Consider the following 17,965-nt stretch of genomic DNA (forward strand, 5'->3'; position numbering starts at 1 on the left):
CGAAAACGATCACAAACTCACCGTGCGGACGGCGTGCCTCATGACGCTCCGGCGTCCCGGGGCACGGATCAGGCGCAGGCACCCGGCGAGTCAACCGGCCACTGGACAGGGGCACTTGGTATCTACGGCCGAGGTCTCGGGCACCGGCCGTGACGGACCGGCGCGCGTGCTCCCGGACACCGGATCCGAGTCGTCGCCGAATGACCACGCGGCCGCGCGGGCAGTTGCCCGGCTCGGGATCGCTGAAACAAAAGAAGCCTGAGTAACACGTGGTTCACAGTGAGGCAACAGCCGGGAAATCACATATTGCGAGGCTTCGGGTTAAAACTGCTGCACCCGCAAAGGATGAGGCCCGTGACCTTCAAGGCTGAGTACATCTGGATCGACGGCACCGAGCCGACAGCGAAGCTGCGCTCGAAGACGAAGATCCTGACGGACGGCGCCGAGCTGCCCATCTGGGGCTTCGACGGGTCCAGCACCAATCAGGCCGAGGGCCACGCCTCCGACCGGGTGCTGAAGCCGGTCTTCTCGTGCCCCGACCCGATCCGCGGCGGGGACGACGTCCTCGTCATGTGCGAGGTCCTGAACATCGACATGACTCCGCACGAGTCCAACACGCGTGCGGGGCTCACCGAGGTCGCGGAGAAGTTCGCGGGCCAGGAGCCGATCTTCGGCATCGAGCAGGAGTACACGTTCTTCAAGGGCACGCGCCCGCTCGGCTTCCCGGAAGGCGGCTTCCCGGCCGCTCAGGGCGGCTACTACTGCGGTGTCGGCTCGGACGAGATCTTCGGCCGTGACATCGTCGAGGCGCACCTGGACAACTGTCTCAAGGCGGGCCTGGGCATCTCCGGTATCAACGCCGAGGTCATGCCGGGCCAGTGGGAGTTCCAGGTCGGCCCGCTGGCGCCGCTGGAGGTCGCGGACCAGCTCTGGATCGCCCGCTGGCTGCTCTACCGCACCGCCGAGGACTTCGACGTCTCCGCGACGCTCGACCCGAAGCCGGTGAAGGGCGACTGGAACGGCGCGGGCGCGCACACCAACTTCTCGACCAAGGCGATGCGCGAGGGTTACGAGGCGATCATCACCGCGTGCGAGTCGCTGGGCGAGGGCTCCAAGCCGCTCGACCACGTCAAGAACTACGGCGCGGGCATCGACGACCGGCTGACCGGCCTGCACGAGACCGCCCCGTGGAACGAGTACAGCTACGGCGTCTCCAACCGCGGTGCCTCGGTCCGTATCCCGTGGCAGGTCGAGCAGGACGGCAAGGGCTACATCGAGGACCGCCGTCCCAACGCCAACGTCGACCCGTACGTGGTGACGCGGCTCATCGTCGACACCTGCTGCACCGCGCTGGAGAAGGCCGGCCAGGTCTGACCGTCCGGCTCAGCGCGCTTGTCGCACCGGCTCCATGAGGGGGCGGCCGCCCGTACGGCGGTCGCCCCCTCATTGTGCTGCCCGTCACTCGGTCCGGACGTCAGGAGAGCCGAAAGGTGCCTGCTGCGCTCCTCCGGTATCTGCTTCAATGGGTCCATGGCCAGCTTCGAACAAACCGCGACAGGTCGCACCGACCTTGAGCCGTTCTGGCCGTCCCGGCAGCATCACGACTTCGACCGGGTGTGTTGCCGCGCAAGGAACGCGCCGGCCCTCTAAAGCTTTCTTGGCCTTCGGCCGCCGCGCATGACGTACGTCCCGTCCGTCCTGTCGACTTGACGACTCCTTCGCGCGAAAGAGCTGACCCTCCATGGCGAACCCCCGTTCCTTCTCCGCGGCGAGCGCCGCCGCACTCGGCCAGCAGCCGGCCGCGTCCGGCCGGCACCGGCTCCGGGCCGTCGACCGTGACGAGACCGTCCCGGCCGGCGGTTCCGCCGGTCCGCCGGCCGGATTCCCGGCCGGTCAGGTCGTGGACTTCCTGCCGCCGGGCGCCACCTGGCTGCCCGCTCCCCCGCACACCCTGCCCTCGCTGCCGGGACAGCCGCCGATGATCGGCTATCTCGTACTCGTGCCGGCCGATCAGCAGGCGGCCGTGCTGGCGGCTTCAGCGCCCTATGTCTCCGCCGACACCGGAAGCCGTGGCGGTCCTGTGGTGATCGACAGCGTCCAGCGGACCGCCGGCGTCGACGGGCGGCAGCTCGACCTGACGTATCTCGAATTCGAACTGCTCTCCCATCTCGTGGCGCATCCGCACCGGGTACACACCCGCGATCAGTTGGTGACCACGGTCTGGGGCTACGGACATGTGGGCGACGGGCGGACCGTCGATGTCCATGTGGCGCGGCTGCGCCGCAAGCTGGGAGCGGAGCATCGCCACACCATCCAGACGGTGCGGCGGGTCGGATACAAATACGCGCCCTGAGCGGTACCCGGCTGTACGGAGCCCCGCCCGGCGACCGGCAGTGCTCCGTACAGCCGCGAGGTCCGGACAGGCCCTAGCCGCGTGCGGCGCGGGCGCGGGACAGCAGGCCCAGCGCTCCGTCCAGGACGAGGAAGGCCACCAGGCTGATGCCCAGCAACGGGACGAACCAGCCGGCCAGGGCCGCGGCCAGCACGACCGGCACCAGCCGGGCCGGTGGCACCTTGCGCCAGGCACCGCGCGGTATCGCCCGGCCCGCGCTCAGCCTCCGGCCTCTGGTGGGCCTGCGCTGCCACCACATCCGGTAGCCCCAGAAAATGATCAGGATCAGTGCCAGAGCCAGAGCCGCGAGTGCGAGCTGATTGACGAGCCCGAGGAAGACTCCCATGTGGGCGTCGATACCGAAGCGGGTGAGCTGGGCGAGCAGCGGATAGTCGGCGAACCGCAGTTCGTCCATGATCATGCCGTTGGCGGGATCGACGGCGACCGAGTCGAGACGGACCGGGAACTGGGTGTCCGTCTCCGCCACGACATAACCGCTGCCCTCGACCGGCAGGGTCACCGCGAGCGGACCGTCGAGGCCGGCCTGGCGGGCGGCGACGACGGCCAGGTCGACGCTGATCTCCTTCCCAGACATCCCCTCCATCCCTTCCATGCCCTCCATGCCTTCCATGCCCTCATGGGATCCGCCGCCGCTGCCGTGTCCCTCGTGGCCGGCACCGCCCGACCCGCCGCCGCCTTCGAGCGTGGCGCTGACGACGGGTGTGGCGCCGCCGAGCTGGTCCTGCACCGCGCCGATGTTCTCGCCCGCGAACCGCGACCAGGTCAGGCCCGTCGCGGAGAGCAGCACCAGCCCGGTGACGGCCCACAGCCCGAGCGAACCGTGCAGCGAGAGAGTCCTGCGGCGGCCGGTGGCGCCCCGCTCGGGCCTGAGCAGCGCCCGCTTCGAGGCCCGCTTCCGGCCGGTCCACAGCAGCAGTCCGCCGAGGGCCACCACCCACAGCCAGCTCGCGGCGAGTTCGCTGTAGATACGGCCCGGCTCGCCCAGGTGGAGATGACGGTGCAGCTCGGAGAGCCAGGTGCGCAGCGGCAGCGCGCCCGAGCTGCCGTAACTGGTCAGCTCTCCCCGTATCTCGGCGGTGTACGGATCGACGAAGACGGCGAGGGACTTGCCTTCCTCCGTCGTCGGCGTGGTCATCATGACCCGGGTGGTCGCGCCGTCCTCGGACGAGGGAAGCACCGAGGTGACCGTGCCCTCCGGATGCGTGGCTCGGGCGGCGTCGAGCTGGGCGGAGAGCGGGACGGTACGGTCACCGGCCGGGACCCGCAGCTCATGCCGGTAGACCACCTTCTCCGCCTGGAAGGAGAGGGCGTAGAGGAGCCCGCTGGTGGCGGCGACCAGCAGGAGGGGCGCGATCAGCAGGCCCGCGTAGAAGTGCAGGCGCAGCACGAGCGGGCGCAGGGAACTCCAGGCGGACGGAGTGTCCGTCGTGGTCTCGGATACGGCGGTGGGCCGTTCGGTCTCGGTGCCCTGTACGGGGTCGTCAATGGCCATGGCTGTCCTAGGAGTCGGCATCGGCATGGGGACATGGGCCCCGGGCCTGCCAGAGGTCAGACAGTGGTGGTGACGGCGGCTTCCGGGGCCGTGGCGCGAGATGTCCGCGGCGCGGGCGGACCGCGTCGCGACAGCGTGTGCGCGAGGACGACGCCGGCGGTTCGGTGCGGGGCCGGGGACGCGGGTCCGGTGCGTACCGGTTCCGGCGGCGCGGGCAGCCGGACCGCGGTGAGCGGCGGCCGGAGCGGGATGAAGGCCGGCGCGCCCGCGGCGCGTGCGAGCCGGAAGAGCGCGGCCTCGCCCCGGGCGAGCCAGAGCGCGCAGACGGCGGCGGCGAGAAGGTGCGCGGCGATCATTCCGGCGGGTCCGTCGAGGACCGCGACCGGGACCGCCGGGTCCGCGCCGGTGCCCGCGTCCATGTTCATGGCGGGGTCCATGCGCATGCCCGTGGCGCCGTCGCCATGAGGACCGTGCGGCGGCGAGGACAGGCCGTACGGCAGCTTCCCGGCGAAGATCAGGTGCAGCGCCCCCTGGACGGTGAGGAGCGCGGCTCCGATGGCGCGCACACCGCGGCGGCGTCCGCCGGCGAGCCAGGCCCCGACTCCGGTCACTCCGAAAGCGGTCCAGAGCGCATCGAACGGGATCTCATGCCCGGATGTGAACGAATGGCCCGCCGCCGCCAGCGTCACGCACACCGCCGCGAAGACCGCGGCCCGCAAGGCGCGCATCGGCGACCGGGCATCTGTCATGGTCCGCACATGCTGCCATCCCGGTGGGCACCTGGGGCAGATCCCAAAAGCCCACGATTCCACTTGCGGCGGAATCGTATGGCCCCGCCGCCGCGCGGCGGGCAGAGTCATTTTCATGAGACTCCTGATTCTCGGTGGTACGGAATTCGTGGGACGGGCGGTCACGGAGGAGGCGCTCGCCCGTGGATGGCAGGTGACCGTCTTCCATCTCGGACGGCACACGGCCCCGGCCGGTGCGACCAGGCTGGTCGGCGACCGTACGGCCCCGGACGGTCTGGCGGCCCTCGCCGAGGGCGAGTGGGACGCGGTCGTCGACACCTGGTCGGCGGCGCCGTCCGCGGTGCACGAGGCGGCGCGGCTGCTGGCGGACCGCGTCGGCCGGTTCGCGTATGTCTCCAGCCGCTCGGTGTACGCGTATCCCGCCGCGGCCGGGCTTTCCGAGGACGGTCCGGTGGTGGAGGGCGCGTCGCCGGACGCCGGACAGACCCGCTATCCGCAGGACAAGCGCGGCGGCGAGCTGGCCGCCGAGGCGGTCTTCGGCGACCGGGCCCTGCTGCTGCGCCCGGGCCTGATCATCGGTCCCTGGGAGAACATCGGCCGGCTGCCGTGGTGGCTGGGACGGATCTCCAGAGGCGGTCCCGTCCTGGCGCCCGGCCCTCGCGACAACCCGCTTCAGTACATCGACGTACGCGACTTCGCCGAGTGGACCCTGGACGCCTTGCGGCAGGGTCTGGGCGGTGCGTACAACCTGGCCAGTCCGCCCGGATACACCACCATGGGCGAACTGCTCGACACCTGTGTGCGGGTCACCGGCTCCGACGCGGAACTGCGCTGGACCGATCCGGAGGTGATCACCGCCGCGGGCATCAAGTCCTGGTCGGACCTGCCGATCTGGGTGCCGCCGGGCCCTCTGCACGACACCCTGCTCGGTGGCAATGTCTCCAAGGCCCTGGCGGCCGGCCTGCGGTACCGACCGCTGGCCGAGACCGTGTCGGACACCTGGACCTGGCTCACCTCGATCGGTGGCGAGGCGCCCCAGCGCCCGGACCGTCCGCAGCTCGGTCTCGCTCCCGAGCTGGAGGCCAAGGCGCTGAACCTCTGACCCGGGCCCGCGGCCCGGACCGGCCGCGGGCCCCGGCCGCCGGGTCCGGGACGACCGGACCGGCGGGACCGAGCCGACGGCTCCGGGTCAGTGCGCTTCCCGGGCCATCTCCGGCGCTCCCGGTATCCCGGACGCCGCTGCCGTCAGCGCCGTTCGAAGCGCGGTGACACCGCGCAGCCAGGGGCCGCTCTCACCTTCCGCGTCGGCCCACAGGCCACGCAGCTCGGAGCCGTCCGCGAGGACCCGGTCCAGGGCCCTGGCCGCGAGTCCGCCCAGCTCCGCAGGGAAGAGCGGCAGGGGCTCGTCGGGGCCGTAGACCGTCTCCACGGGCGGGCCGCCGGGGCACTGCGCCGCGACGAGCGCCGCCGCGGCGACGGCCACCGCCCCGTCCTCGTCGTCCAGTCGGCCGGCGCCGATCGCGCGCAGCAACGCCTCGCGCACGAGGTCCGTCCGCTCTCCGGCGGCGGATCCGTCCAGCTCTCCGGCGAAGTCCGCCGCGCTGTCGTTGTCGAAATGCCCCGTGTCCCACGTACCCATCGGTCCGCCCCCTGGTCGGTCTTCATCCGGACGTCCCGATCGTGCCACGAGGCACTGACAATCCGCCGCCAATACCCCGCGCTCAGCGCGCGAGGGCTCCGGGCCGGCCGGCTCGGTACATTCGACGGCATCCCGAGGGCTGTCACGCCGGCGGCCCCGCCACGGTGCTCCTGGAGATGCCTTGCGAGTTGTGCTGGCCGAAGATCTCTTCCTGCTGCGTGACGGTCTGGTCCGGATGCTGGAGGCGTACGACTTCGAGATCCTGGCGGCGGTGGAGAGCGGGCCCGAACTGACCAGGGCCCTCGCCGAGCTGGAGCCGGACGTCGCCGTCGTCGACGTCCGGCTTCCGCCGTCCCACACGGACGAGGGCCTGCAGTGCGCCCTCGCCGCGCGCCGCGCCCGTCCGGGCCTTCCGGTGCTCGTCCTGTCCCAGCATGTCGAGCAGTTGTACGCGCGTGAGCTGCTGGCGGACGGCGACGGCGGGATCGGCTATCTGCTGAAGGACCGGGTCTTCGACGCGGATCAGTTCGTCGACGCGATACGCAGAGTGGCGAGCGGCGGTACGGCGATGGATCCGCAGGTGATCTCGCAACTCCTCTCCCGCCGTGGGCAGGACAGGCCGATCGGGCGTCTGACGCCTCGCGAGCGCGAGGTCATGGAACTGGTGGCGCAGGGCAGGTCCAACGCCGCCATCGCCGCCCAACTCGTCGTCACCGAAAGGGCGGTGGCCAAGCACACCTCGAACATCTTCGGAAAGCTGGGCCTGCCGGTGTCGGACGACGACAACCGCCGGGTCCTGGCGGTCCTCGCCTATCTGGACCACGGCCGGTGATCTCCCGCGCGGCTCGCACCGCAATGAGGCGTATCCGCCCGGTTTGCTGACGGAGATTCATATGAATTCATCGAGCGGCTGAACACGCCGCCATTGCCGTCCGTATGGAACGGAGCGCTTCGCTTCCCCCCTGCCAAGATTTCCCTGTAAACGGCAACGAAGCTTGAGGAGTTCCATGGGACGCACATCGAGAAAACGCTCCACCCTGGCAAAGCGGGCGATTGTCGCTTCCGCCGCCTTGCTCCTGGGCGGGGGTGGGCTGGTGGCGGTCAATGTCTACGCGTCCGCGGGTGAAGGATGGTCCGACAAGCCACCGGCACAGCAGCAGACCGAGAATGCCGGACAGGCGATGTCGACCATCGACTGTCCGGATGTCGCGAACGAGGTCACGGATGTTCCTGAACCGGCGCGCCCGGAGGTCGACCGGGAACTGGCGGCGATCGACAGCCAGATCACGGACGCCTACCGGCAGTTCGCCGACCAGAAGGCCCGGATCGAACAGGATCCCGCATTGGCCTACAACGCGATCCTGGATCCGCTGAAGGAAAAGCGTCTGGCCGGTCTGGACCGGATCGCCGTCGCGATCAGCCGGGTCGCGGAGCGCCCGCAGGGCCTGGAGGCCCTCGCGCCCTGCACGCTGCGGGCCGACGACAACGCGGGCGCGCCGGCCGGTGACGGCGGGCAGCCGCCCGGCCCGGGCAGCGGCCAGGAAACCCCCGGCCAGGAGGCACCCGGTGAGGATGACGGCGCACCGGCCGGCAACGGCCCGGAGGCGTCCGACTTCGTCGACATCAAGTCCGTCCGGCCGAACGTCCAGCAGCCCCGGCCGCGCCGCGGAGCTTCGAGAGGTGCTTTCACCACCGAATGCGGGCGGAACGAGGCCGGCAAGTTCAATTCGGACAATGTCATCGTCGCCCCAGGTGTGAGCAATGGCGCTCACCATATGCATGATTACGTGGGTAATCAGGCCAATGACGCCTTCGCGAGCGACGACGCTCTCGCCGCCGGCGAGAGCAGTTGCCGTAATCAAGGTGACAAGTCGACCTACTACTGGCCTGTGCTCCGTCTCCAGAACGGTCAGGACGAAGCCGATGTCAATGCGGACGGCGGCGGCAAGGAAGGCAATGTCGGAGAGATCCAGACTCCGGCTCAAGTCACCCTGAAATTCGTCGGCAGCCCGGTCTCCCGGGTCACCGCCATGCCGCGTTTTCTGCGGATCATCACCGGTGACGCGAAGGCGTTTGTCAACGGCGACGCCAACGCCAATGCCTCCTGGAGCTGCACCGGATTCGAGAACCGCCAGCTCAAGGACAAATACCCGATCTGTCCCAGAGGCAGCAAGGTGGTCCGTACATTCAAGTTCCAGAGCTGCTGGGACGGCCAGAACACCGACAGCGCCAACCACCGCACCCATGTCGCCTTCGCCGATCGGAACGGCCGCTGCCAGAACGGATTCCAGGCGATTCCACAGCTCCAGCAGCGCATTGTCTACAACGTGCCGCCGGGGCCCGGCTTCGCCGTGGACTCCTTTCCCGAGCAGCTCCACAAGCCCGTCACCGACCACGGCGACTTCATCAATGTCTTCGACGAGCGCCTGATGAACAGGGTGGTGAGCTGCCTGAACAGCGGGCGCGCATGCCGCTGATCCGGACCGGCGCGGCTCAGTTCATGCGATGACCGGAGTGCCCCTCGTGCCCGCCTCCGCCCGCCGGGCGGTGGTGGGACGAGCCGGTCTCCACCGTCCCGCCGAGCCGGCCGCGCAGCGTCGCGACCACCTTCGCGTCCCCGACCGCGACCCACTTCCTGCCGACCAGGTAGGAACCGCCGTAGTCGTTGGCCTCGTTGAGCCACTCCCGCTGGCCGCGGTCGGTGGCGAAGGTGGCCAGCACGTACTTCCCGTCGCCGGTGACGCAGTTGGCCTGCCGCAGCTCGGTCGCGTCGGTCTGGATGTCCGGCTCGCACTCCGCCTTCGAGGCGATCTGTTCGAGGCTCCCGGTCGCCGTCTTCGGCACCTTGGGAGCCTCGTCGTCGTTCGCGCCACAGCCCGCCGCCAGAACCAGGGCCAGGACTGCCAGTACCACTCGGGGTCGTTCCGTACGCATGCGCCCATCGTGCCTCGTGCGCACCGTGTCGCGTGGAGAAACGTCCGCACCGGAGTGACCATCGGACCATCCACTCGTTCCCTCAGCGTGCGCCCACACGAAGCCGTCACCACTCCAGAGCCCGCCGACTCCTCAGGCCCGTACGCCACTTCCGTCGGTATCGAACAGGCCGAGGCGGCCCTCGTCGAGCACTACACCCGTCTCGTACGGATCGCCTATCTCGTCCTGCCGCCGTCACTGGGCCGCAACCGGCGCGTACTGACCGCGCACGCGCTGGTGCAGCGCTCACTGCCGCACGGCCGTACGGCCGGCGACGGCTCCGAAGTCCCGGCGCGCGAGCCCGGCTTCGCCTATGTACGCGGCCGGGTGCTGCGCCAGGCCCTGGACGCCGGACGTCCACTGCGCCGGCCGGTCTGGCCCAAGCGGGCCCAACTGCCGCCGCTGCTGCCGCACGTCTGGGGCCTGCGGCTGTTTCCGCGCGCCGGCGGCGCCGACGAACTCGCTCTGGACCAGCGGCTGTCCGGCCTCTCGTGCCCGGCCCGCGCGGCGTTCGTGCTGCGCGCCCTGGAGGATCTGCCGGATCCGGAGGTACGGCGCGTGCTCGCCGCGGCCGGGACCGAGGATCCGGACGCGGCGCTCGCCGGAGCGGACGGCGTCGACGCGCCGGAGGCCGCCGCTCTGCTGCTCTCCCCCGAGTTCGACCCGTGCTCGCTCCAGGCCCGGCCCACCGATCTGCTGCGCCGCCGCCGGTACGCCAGGGCCGCTGCCGCCGCCACCGCGGCCGCGCTGGTCTGCGGAGCGCTTCTCGCTCTGCCCGGTGACGGATGGGGCCCTGACGGCGCCGCGGCGCCGCCGTACGCCCGCAACCCCGCGGCCGAATCGGCCCTGGACCCGGCCAAGGTGCGCCGGATCGCGCCCGCCGCATGGGAGATCTCCGCCCGTACCGACTTCTCCGTCTGGCCCACCCGCGGCCCGCTGGCCCGGGATCACGGCCTGCTGCGCCGGGCGCTGGCCGTCTGGGCCCGGCCCGGCGCCGCCGTCCAGGTCTCCGCGACCCCGGCCACTCCCTCCGGACCTCCGATGGGCTCGCCGCAGCTTCTGTACGCGGGCAGGGTCGACAGCGCGCGGGTGGTGCTCTTCCACGACGGGATGCGGATCGTCCGGTACGCGGAGTCCGCGCGCGGCGGCGAGGCCGCGGCTCTGGACTTCGCCCGGGTCGACGGCGCGGACGCCACCGTCTCCGGCGCGCTGGTCGTCGGCCGCTCGGACGGCAACGTCCGCTATCTGACGGCGCCGTGGCTGCGGCGCACCTCCGTACGGGATCTGCTCGACCCCGACGGCTCCGCGCGGCCGCTGCGCCGCGACCGGGACGGCGTGACCGATCCGCTGCCGAGCCCGGCGACGGCCCGGGACTGCCGGTCCTGGGACACGCTCGATGTACGCGACAGGACCACCGACCGGCTGCTGACCGACCTCGGCGAGCTGACACCGGCGCGGCTGACGTCCGGGCCGCCGTCCGCGCCGAAGGACATCTCGGCCCCGGCGGACCGCGCGGCCTGGGCCCGGACGGCCTGTCTGCTGCCGGCGGTGCGCTCGCACGGCGTACGGTCCGTGAACTCCTGGCAGTACGCCCGCCAGCCGCTGCCGGAGGCCAACGGCGCCGCGGCCTGGCTGTGCACGCGCGCGGAGACCTGGCGCGGCACCGGGAGCCGGGTGATGGCACAGTTCCAGGCGCCGTCCCGCGAGCCGGCGGCGCCGGGCGCGGTCGCGGCGCGCGCCGAGGACACACCGGCGTGCGGCGTCCGGGATCCCCGGGTGCTGGCGGGTGTCCTGTGGAAGTCGCGCGGCGGCCATTGGTACGTACTGGCGGCGGGCAGCGGACAGTTCCGCTCAGTGGCCACGGAGGGCGGCGTGCGAGGCAGCGCGAAGGGCGCTCTGCTGGCGGTACGCGCGGCCCGAGGCGCCGGCGCGGAGCTGTACGGCCATGTGTCGGACGGCACCAGAGTGGAGTCACTGCGCTGAGCGTCACGAGTCGGTGGCGCGCGGCACCGCGCGCCCTCACCTCACGGCAGCAGCAGCCAGTCCGCGCCCAGCGCCGCCACCAGGCCCACGCCCAGCAGCCAGCTGGCCAGCCGCGTACGCCCGTGCCGGCTCAGCTCGATGACCACACCGCACAGGATCATCGCCAGCCCGTACACACCGACCACCAGCACGGACGTCCGCTGCGCCAGCCGCACCGCGAGCAGCACCGCCATCGCCACCAGCAGCACCGACGCGAGCGCGACGCGGACGGCGCGGGCCTGACGTGGCGTCAGGCCCGCTCTTTCCTGTTCCGGCTCGGGTATCGGCGTGTCCATGGCCTCGTGGTCAGATGCGCTCATGGACCGGGAGCGTAACGGACACTCCGCGAAGGCCGCCCGTCAGGCCGTGCGTCCGACGACCGGACATGGCGAGCCGGACAGGACACCGGAGACACGCCGCGGGACGGCCGTCCGGAAGCGGTGGCCGCCGGTCAGGCGTAGACCACCTTGACCTCGGTGAAGCCGAGAGACCGCAGCAGGCCCTCCAGCATGCCGGTGGTGTTCTTCTCGGCGCGGGCGGTGAGTTCGCTGTCCTTGGCCGCGTCGCCGATGTGCTGTGCGGCCAGCCGGTTCACGGCGCGCTCGTCGGCCGGATTGTCGGAGAAGAGGTCACCGAGCCGGTCGAGGAGTCCCCGCTCCTTGGAGACGGCGTACGAACGGTCCGGGTCCAGCGCGGGCTTGCCGAGCCGGGCGTGCGGCAGCCGGATCGTCGCGGCCGTACGGGCCTCGTTGACCTGGACGCTGTCCTCGCCGATCCCGCCGAAGTCGACATACGCGCCGACCGTGCCGGCTCCGACATAGAGGGTCCGGGTGCCGCGGATCGCGTCCGGCAGGTATGTGGCGTCCTTCTCCAGGTCGACGACGACCTGGAAGTTGCCCGAGGCCGCCTCGTACCGGTCCAGGTCCTGGATGGACCGCAGCAGCGTGGGCCCGGTGCGGTCCTGGGTCTCTTCGCCGAACAGGTCCCCGAACCCGGGCAGCAGATCGAGCCGGCTGCCGAGAAACAGCAGCGCGGCCACGACGACGAGTGCGATGGGCAGCTTGCCCCAGCGGGACAGCCGCGAGGCGCGCGTCCGGCTCCTGGGCTCTTCCGGTTTCACCTCGGTGGACGTCATACCTACCAGATTTCCAGCACGGCGCGGTTCACACGGAAACAGCCGGGCCCGTTCAGCTCTCCGACGGCAGATGGCCCAGCAGCGCGCGGGCGAGTCCGCTCTCGCCGTCGTCGACCAGACCCCGGTGGAACGCGTCCTCGTACGCGAGATTCCCGGCCGCCGCGCGGGCCTGCCGTTCGCACTCGGCGCGCACCGGCGCCAGTTCCGGTGTGCCGCGCTGCGGATGACCGACCATGCGCCAGTAGGCCTGGCCGGTGCCGTACGCGTGCGCGGCCCGTTCACCGTCGCCCTGCGCGGCGAACGCGGCGGCCATCAGATCGAGGCCGAGCGCGATACCGAAGCTGTCGCCCAGCAGGCGCTTGGCGTTGACCATCGAGCGCGCGTGGCCCTCCGCCTCGTGCGGCCGGCCCTGGAGCAGGCGTACCAGCGCGAGTTGGTAGTCGGCGTAGGAGCGGGTCCAGTACTCCTCGTGCTCCAGACACAGCCGCCGCAGATCGGCCGCCTCCTCGCCCGCCTCGTCGAGCCGTCCCGTCGCGGTGAGCGCGAAGATCCGGATCAGCCGGCAGCGCAGTCGCGAGCGGGAGTCGAAGGGTTCGCCGGGCAGCGCGCGCAGGGCGCGGTCGGCCACGGTGTAGGCGGCCTGCGGACGGCTCATCATCATGTACGTGATGCCGAGGAGGTAGGCCGCGGAGAGCATCGACTCGGGGTCCTGGTCACGCCACGCGGCCATGCTGCACTGCTCGCCGAGCCGGTGCGCGGTCTCGTGGTCGCCCTGGAGCACGACCGTCATACCGAGGGCCCACAGGGCGCGGGTGCGGTGCGGCCCGACGGTGTCGTCGGCGGCCAGCGCGCGTTCCAGATAGATCCGGGCCTCGTGCAGATGGCCGCAGCAGAACCAGAAGAAGCAGACCCGTCCCGCCATGCCGACGGCCGCCTCCGGATCGACGGCGAGCAGGTGGTTGAGTGCGGCGCACAGGTCGGCGTGGGTGTCGGCCATCCGCTGGTACCAGGCGACCTGTTCGGCTCCGAACCATCCGTCGTGGGCCTGCCGGGCGAGCTCGGCGAAGTGTGCGGCGTGCCGGTCGGTGAGCAGCCGCTCCTCGCCGAGTTCGGCCAGCCACATGAAGCCGTACTCACGAATGGTGTCGAGCATCCGGTAGCGGGTGCCGTCCTGCCGGACCACGGATTTGGCGATCAGTCCGGTCAGGGCCGTGGTGATGGCCTCGGCGGAGAGCGGACCGCCGGCGCAGACCGCCTGCGCGTCCACCGCTTCGATGTCGCCGCGGAAGACGGAGAGCCGTGCCCAGAGCAGGCGTTCCAGCGGTGCGCACAGTTCGTGGCTCCAGCCGATGGCGGTGCGCAGGGCGCGGTGGCGCTGGGGCCATACGTTCTCGTTGGTGAGTATGTCGAGCCGGGAGGTGAGCAGGTCGGCGATCTGCTCGACGGAGTTCTCGTCGAGCCGGGCGCAGGCGAGTTCGACGGCGAGCGGGATGCCTTCGAGCCGGCGGCAGATCTGCACGGCGGCGGCCGCGGTCCCGGGATCGTCGAGGGACACCTGGGGCGCGGCGTCGGCGGCGCGGTCGCGGAAGAGCTGGAGGACCTCGTCGTCGCCCTCCAGCGGCAGTGGCGGTACTTCAAGGCAGTACTCGCCCTTGGCGCCGAGAGGCTGTCTGCTGGTGGTGAGGACGGTGAGGCCGGGCGCGGCGGTGAGCAGTTCGCCGACGAGATGGGCGCAGGCGGGCACTATGCGTTCGCACGAGTCGAGGACGAGCAGGAGCCGCCGGTCCGCGAGCCATTCGCAGAGCGCCTCGATGGGCATCCGCAGCGAGTAGTCGGAGAGCCCGACGGCGTCGGAGACGGTGGCGAGCAGCAGCCGGTCGTCGTAGAGCGGTGAGAGGTCCGCCCACCACACTCCGTCGGGATGGCGGCCCCTGGCCCGCTCGGTGGCCGGTCCGTCCGGGCGCTCGGTGCGAGGTGCGTTCGTGAGTCCGGCCGCGACCTCGGCAGCGCGCAGCGCCAGCCGGCTCTTGCCCACACCGCCGCTGCCGGTCAGAGTGATCAGCCGGTGCTCTTCGAGTGCGTGCTCCAGGAGGACCAGTTCGGCCCTGCGACCTACGAAGCTGGTCGTCTCTTCGGGAAGGTTCCCCACCACGGGTACATTCTGGCCCAGTTGGGAACCAGAGCCGGTACCCATGGCGGGAAACACACAGAAGCGACCGAGGGTTCATCCTTTCCGGTCGAGATCAGCTCTTGACCGGATCCTCAGGGCCCGGACGGGTTCTCAGCAGTCGCGCGCGCCCGTGTGCAGCGCGACCGCGGTGTTCGTGCCGAGCGTCGCGGTGAACTGTCCGGAGCCGTTCACCGTCAGCCGCCGGCCGCTCTGCACGTCGCAGTAGTCGCCGCCGGGCAGCGAGGTCTGGAAGGTGCGGGTGAGCGTGGAGTTCTCGTGGTTGACGGCGACATAGCCCTTGTCGCCGCGTCCGAAGGCGATCTGGTCGCCGCCGTTGTCCCACCAGTTCGTCACCGCCGTGCCGCTCACGGTGTTGCGGAAGCCGACCATGGACGAGATCTCGCGCCAGGCGTGCTGGCACTTCCAGCCGTCGCTGTAACAGGCGTTGACGGTGCCGCCGTTGGGCGGTCCCGCGTCGCGGTCGGTGAACTCGTAGCCGGAGTGCACATCCGGCGATCCGTAGGGCCAGGCCAGCATGAAGACATTGGCGAGCGTGTAGTTCGCGCCGTCCCGGTAGCTCAGGGTGTCGCCGCCGCGCTCCGTGTCGTGGTTGTCCACGAAGACGGCCGACTCGCCGCTCGCCATGAAGCCCCAGCCCTCGCCGTAGTTCTTCAGGTAGGCGAGGTTCTCGTTGGTGAACACCTGCTTGAGGCTTCGCGCGTACCGGAACTCCTGTACGTCTCCGGTGCCGAGGTACTCGGTCGGCGAGACCGCCTCGCCGGCGCCGTAGATGACTTCCTGTTTCCAGTAGGCGCCGGGGTCGCTCAGCCGGCTTCTGATCGCGGCGAGGTCGGTGGCCGGCATGTGCTTGGCGCCGTCGATCCGGAAGCCGTCGACGCCGAGCGAGAGGAGGTCGTTCAGATAGGCCGCGATCCGGCCGCGTACGTACTCCTCGCCGGTGTCCAGGTCGGCGAGCCCGACCAGCTCGCAGTTCTGTACGTTCGCGCGGTCGGAGTAGTTGGTGATCTGCGCGCGGCAGTCGTCCAGGTCGGCGCCCGAGTAGATGCCGGGGTAGTTGTACTTGGTGTACGGCGAGCCGCCCGTACCGGTGCCGTCACCGGCCGCCATGTGGTTGATGACGCTGTCGGCGACGACCTTGACGCCCGCCGCGTGGCAGGTGTTCACCATGTCCGTGAAGGCGGCGCGGTCACCGAGCCGGCCGGCGATCCGGTAGCTGACGGGCTGGTACGAGGTCCACCACTGGCCGCCCTGGATGTGCTCCTGGGGCGGCGAGACCTGGACGTAGCCGTAACCGGCCGGGCCGAGCGTGTCCGTGCACGCGCTGGCTATGGAGTCGAATCTCCACTCGAAGAGTACGGCGGTGACGTCCTTGCCGCCGGGCGGCGCCGCCTGGGCGGTCCCGGCGGGCACCGCGAGGGCGGTGGCGCCGGCCACCAGGGCGAGCGCGGCGGCGAGATATCTGCGGACCATGGTTCCTCCTGCACTGAGGTGGGGGATGTGCGGATGACGGATGGTGCGGTCTCTCGTCGCGACGCGCTCCGCCCTCAAGGCCGCCCGCGGACGGCGTCGTCGGGCCGGCGGCGGGCGTCGCTCCGGCGGAGCGGCGCCGTCACACCGTCCACCACGCCGTGGTGTCCGCCGGCAGCTCGGTCTCGCCGGGCGTACCGGGACCGGCCGGCATGGGGCCGCTCGCCAGCAGCAGGCCCCCGCGCACCGGGATCCGTACGGCCCTGTCCGTCGTGTTGACCGTGCAGACGAAGCCGGGCCGGGCGAAGACGAGCACACCGTCGGGTGCGTCCAGCCACCGCACCGAGGTGCCCGCGCCCAGTCCCGGATGCTCCCGGCGTACGGCCAGCGCCGACCGGTACAGCTCCAGGGTCGAGCCGGGGTCGCCGGTCTGTGCCTCGACGCTGAGCGCGGCCCAGCTCTCCGGCTGCGGCAGCCAGCTTCCGCCGGTGCCGAAACCGTATGAACTGCCCGTGCGTGTCCAGGGGATCGGGACCCGGCAGCCGTCGCGGAAGCCGTCCTGGCCGCTCGCGCGGAAGTACGACGGGTCCTGCCTGGCCTCGTCGGGCAGATCGGTGACATCGGGCAGCCCGAGTTCCTCGCCCTGGTAGATGTACGCGGAGCCGGGCAGGGCGAGCATCAGCAGCGTCGCCGCGCGGGCCCGCCGCAGTCCGAGCGTCCGGTCGCCGGGCTCGCGTGTCTGGGTGCCGCCGCCGGGCGGGCCGGCGAACCGGGTGGCGTGCCGGGTCACGTCGTGGTTCGACAGCACCCAGGTGGCGGGAGCGCCGACCGGGCGCATCGCGGCGAGTGAGACATCGATGACCTCGCGCAGCGCCGGACCGACCCACGAGGTGCTCAGATACTGGAAGTTGAACGCCTGGTGCAGCTCGTCCGGACGCACGTAGTTCGCGGTGCGCTCGACGGTCGGGGTCCATGCCTCGGCGACGGCGATCCGGTCGCCGGGGTATTCGTCGAGGATCGTGCGCCAGCTCCGGTAGATCTCGTGCACTCCGTCCTGGTCGAAGAACGGCAGGCCCTCGTCACTGCTGCCGAGCAGCCTGAGCTGTCCGCGACCGCCGATGTCGGGCAGTCCCGCCGCCTTGACCAGCCCGTGGGCGACATCGACGCGGAAGCCGTCCACGCCCATGTCCAGCCAGAAGCGCAGGATCGAGCGGAACTCGTCGGCGACGGCCGGGTTGTCCCAGTTGAAGTCGGGCTGCTCGGGAGCGAAGAGGTGCAGATACCACTCGCCGGGCGTTCCGTCCGGGTCGGTGGTACGGGTCCAGGCGGGACCGCCGAAGATGGACTCCCAGTCGTTGGGCGGGAGTTCACCGGCGGCTCCCTTGCCGGGCCGGAAGTGGTAGCGCTCGCGCAGCGCGGATCCCGGGCCCTCCCGCTTCGCGCGCCTGAACCATTCGTGGTCCTCGGAGGAGTGGTTCGGTACGAGGTCGACGATGACGCGCAGGCCCAGCTCATGGGCGTCGCGGATCAGCGCGTCGGCGTCCAGCAGGGTGCCGAACATCGGGTCGATGGCCCGGTAGTCGGCGACGTCATAGCCGGCGTCGGCCTGCGGAGAGGCGTAGAAGGGACTGAGCCAGACGGCGTCGACGCCGAGCTCCTTGAGATACGGCAGACGGCGGCGCGCGCCGTCGAGATCGCCCATTCCGTCGCCGTTGCCGTCGGCGAAGCTGCGTGGATAGACCTGGTAGATGACCGCGTCCCGCCACCAGCCCGAGCGGTCGCCCGGGGCGTCGTCGGACGGGCCGGTGAGAGGGGCGGCGAGGTGCTGGGTCATGTCATCCCTGGAGTGTCTGCGATGGGAAGCGGCGCCGGGACCCGATGGGC

At 71.1% G+C, this 17,965-nt stretch carries 14 protein-coding genes and 1 pseudogene; 6 read left to right on the top strand and 9 right to left on the bottom strand.

Annotated features, from left to right (window positions below):
* Nucleotides 1-354: 354 nt before the first annotated feature.
* Entirely contained in the window at nucleotides 355-1,374 is a 1,020-nt protein-coding gene (gene glnII / locus PV679_RS02555) for a glutamine synthetase (protein WP_319678548.1), read from the top strand.
* A 367-nt stretch (nucleotides 1,375-1,741) separates the two neighbouring features.
* On the top strand, nucleotides 1,742-2,353 hold the full coding sequence (locus tag PV679_RS02560; protein WP_319678549.1) for a winged helix-turn-helix domain-containing protein: 612 nt from the start codon (nucleotides 1,742-1,744) through the stop codon (nucleotides 2,351-2,353).
* 73 nt (nucleotides 2,354-2,426) lie between these two features.
* Here PV679_RS02560 and PV679_RS02565 read toward each other — a convergent pair whose 3' ends face one another.
* Complete coding sequence (locus PV679_RS02565) at nucleotides 2,427-3,905, bottom strand: PepSY domain-containing protein (RefSeq protein WP_319678550.1); 1,479 nt, start codon at nucleotides 3,903-3,905, stop codon at nucleotides 2,427-2,429.
* Between the two features lie 56 nt (nucleotides 3,906-3,961).
* Nucleotides 3,962-4,654, bottom strand: a complete 693-nt coding sequence (locus tag PV679_RS02570; RefSeq protein ID WP_319678551.1) for a hypothetical protein — start codon at nucleotides 4,652-4,654, stop codon at nucleotides 3,962-3,964.
* Nucleotides 4,655-4,769: 115 nt separating this feature from the next.
* Here PV679_RS02570 and PV679_RS02575 point away from each other — a divergent pair, with 115 nt between their 5' ends.
* Nucleotides 4,770-5,756 (top strand): NAD-dependent epimerase/dehydratase family protein, encoded by a 987-nt coding sequence (locus tag PV679_RS02575; protein ID WP_319678552.1) that lies wholly within the window; start codon nucleotides 4,770-4,772, stop codon nucleotides 5,754-5,756.
* Nucleotides 5,757-5,843: 87 nt separating this feature from the next.
* Here PV679_RS02575 and PV679_RS02580 read toward each other — a convergent pair whose 3' ends face one another.
* Nucleotides 5,844-6,293, bottom strand: a complete 450-nt coding sequence (locus PV679_RS02580) for a DUF4259 domain-containing protein (RefSeq protein ID WP_319678553.1) — start codon at nucleotides 6,291-6,293, stop codon at nucleotides 5,844-5,846.
* A gap of 181 nt (nucleotides 6,294-6,474) precedes the next feature.
* Between PV679_RS02580 and PV679_RS02585 the strand changes: the two genes are divergently transcribed.
* Together PV679_RS02585 and PV679_RS02590 are read left to right on the top strand one after the other, a co-directional pair.
* Complete coding sequence (locus PV679_RS02585) at nucleotides 6,475-7,125, top strand: response regulator transcription factor (protein ID WP_319678554.1); 651 nt, start codon at nucleotides 6,475-6,477, stop codon at nucleotides 7,123-7,125.
* 175 nt (nucleotides 7,126-7,300) lie between these two features.
* On the top strand, nucleotides 7,301-8,770 hold the full coding sequence (locus PV679_RS02590; protein ID WP_319678555.1) for a DUF1996 domain-containing protein: 1,470 nt from the start codon (nucleotides 7,301-7,303) through the stop codon (nucleotides 8,768-8,770).
* A 16-nt stretch (nucleotides 8,771-8,786) separates the two neighbouring features.
* On the opposite strand, the gene PV679_RS02595 is transcribed toward PV679_RS02590, so the two are convergent.
* On the bottom strand, nucleotides 8,787-9,227 hold the full coding sequence (locus PV679_RS02595) for a hypothetical protein (protein WP_319678556.1): 441 nt from the start codon (nucleotides 9,225-9,227) through the stop codon (nucleotides 8,787-8,789).
* A gap of 87 nt (nucleotides 9,228-9,314) precedes the next feature.
* On the opposite strand from PV679_RS02595, the gene PV679_RS02600 reads away from it, so the two are divergent.
* Nucleotides 9,315-11,249 carry a hypothetical protein gene (locus PV679_RS02600; RefSeq protein ID WP_416069636.1) on the top strand — a complete coding sequence of 645 codons (1,935 nt, stop codon included), beginning with the start codon at nucleotides 9,315-9,317 and terminating at the stop codon, nucleotides 11,247-11,249.
* 41 nt (nucleotides 11,250-11,290) lie between these two features.
* Here PV679_RS02600 and PV679_RS02605 read toward each other — a convergent pair whose 3' ends face one another.
* The 5 genes and pseudogenes from PV679_RS02605 to PV679_RS02625 all read right to left on the bottom strand — a co-directional run bounded on the left by PV679_RS02605 (nucleotide 11,291) and on the right by PV679_RS02625 (nucleotide 17,915).
* Nucleotides 11,291-11,608, bottom strand: coding sequence for a hypothetical protein (locus tag PV679_RS02605; protein ID WP_416069637.1), 318 nt, complete (start codon nucleotides 11,606-11,608; stop codon nucleotides 11,291-11,293).
* A gap of 131 nt (nucleotides 11,609-11,739) precedes the next feature.
* Nucleotides 11,740-12,423, bottom strand: coding sequence for a DUF4230 domain-containing protein (locus PV679_RS02610; RefSeq protein ID WP_319678557.1), 684 nt, complete (start codon nucleotides 12,421-12,423; stop codon nucleotides 11,740-11,742).
* 52 nt (nucleotides 12,424-12,475) lie between these two features.
* Nucleotides 12,476-14,572, bottom strand: coding sequence for a regulator (locus PV679_RS02615; protein ID WP_319678739.1), 2,097 nt, complete (start codon nucleotides 14,570-14,572; stop codon nucleotides 12,476-12,478).
* A gap of 135 nt (nucleotides 14,573-14,707) precedes the next feature.
* Nucleotides 14,708-16,084: pseudogene (locus tag PV679_RS02620) on the bottom strand (alpha-amylase); the annotation flags it as partial.
* A gap of 139 nt (nucleotides 16,085-16,223) precedes the next feature.
* Nucleotides 16,224-17,915, bottom strand: coding sequence for a glycoside hydrolase family 13 protein (locus tag PV679_RS02625; RefSeq protein WP_319678558.1), 1,692 nt, complete (start codon nucleotides 17,913-17,915; stop codon nucleotides 16,224-16,226).
* Nucleotides 17,916-17,965: the final 50 nt, after the last annotated feature.

The organism is Streptomyces sp. AK02-01A, assembly GCF_033795305.1.
Lineage (GTDB): Bacteria > Actinomycetota > Actinomycetes > Streptomycetales > Streptomycetaceae > Streptomyces.